This is a genomic window from Dellaglioa sp. CoH-55-MRSF-8, assembly GCF_056782195.1.
In genome coordinates this window covers 1-413 of sequence record NZ_JBXAYH010000083.1, presented here as the reverse complement: position 1 = coordinate 413, position 413 = coordinate 1, and the positions used below count along the sequence as shown (strand labels likewise).

Sequence of the window (413 nt, the reverse complement as noted above, 5' to 3'; positions counted from 1 at the left end):
GACTCGTGATACAGAGTTACGCGAATTTTGGGTACCTCCCATCGTAGCGTGGATGCGCTGGTGTCAAAGAGTCCAAGAACTCTTCGGTGTACGCGCCTCGGTCGAACGGATAAATCAGATAAGTTCCGGGACGTAGCCCATACAACCATACCAACTGATTGGCCGTTATGTAATGCTCATCTCCGTCAGTCTTGGAACGAACGGGACCCGGATACACTATGTGCGTGATTTTTGCCACGTGGGGTCCTCTTGGTCAAAGCTCAGCCTGTATACGAAATGGTCGTAGGGAACCTCGATAGGAAACACGCCAAGAAATCGACGCCCCGCAACCTCGAACTCACGTTTGTAGAAAAGCGATTTGGGCGTGAAATTCGAGACAGACGCAGAAATTTCCCAAAACCACTCATTAAGTT

The 413-nt window shown here is 49.9% G+C and carries 1 protein-coding gene; it reads right to left on the bottom strand.

Features of this window, described 5'->3' with window-relative positions; translation table 11 throughout:
• Positions 1–216: 216 nt before the first annotated feature.
• Positions 217–413 (bottom strand): hypothetical protein (locus AC1RPW_RS08015; protein ID WP_391857577.1); only part of this gene is annotated, 197 nt, incomplete at its 5' end.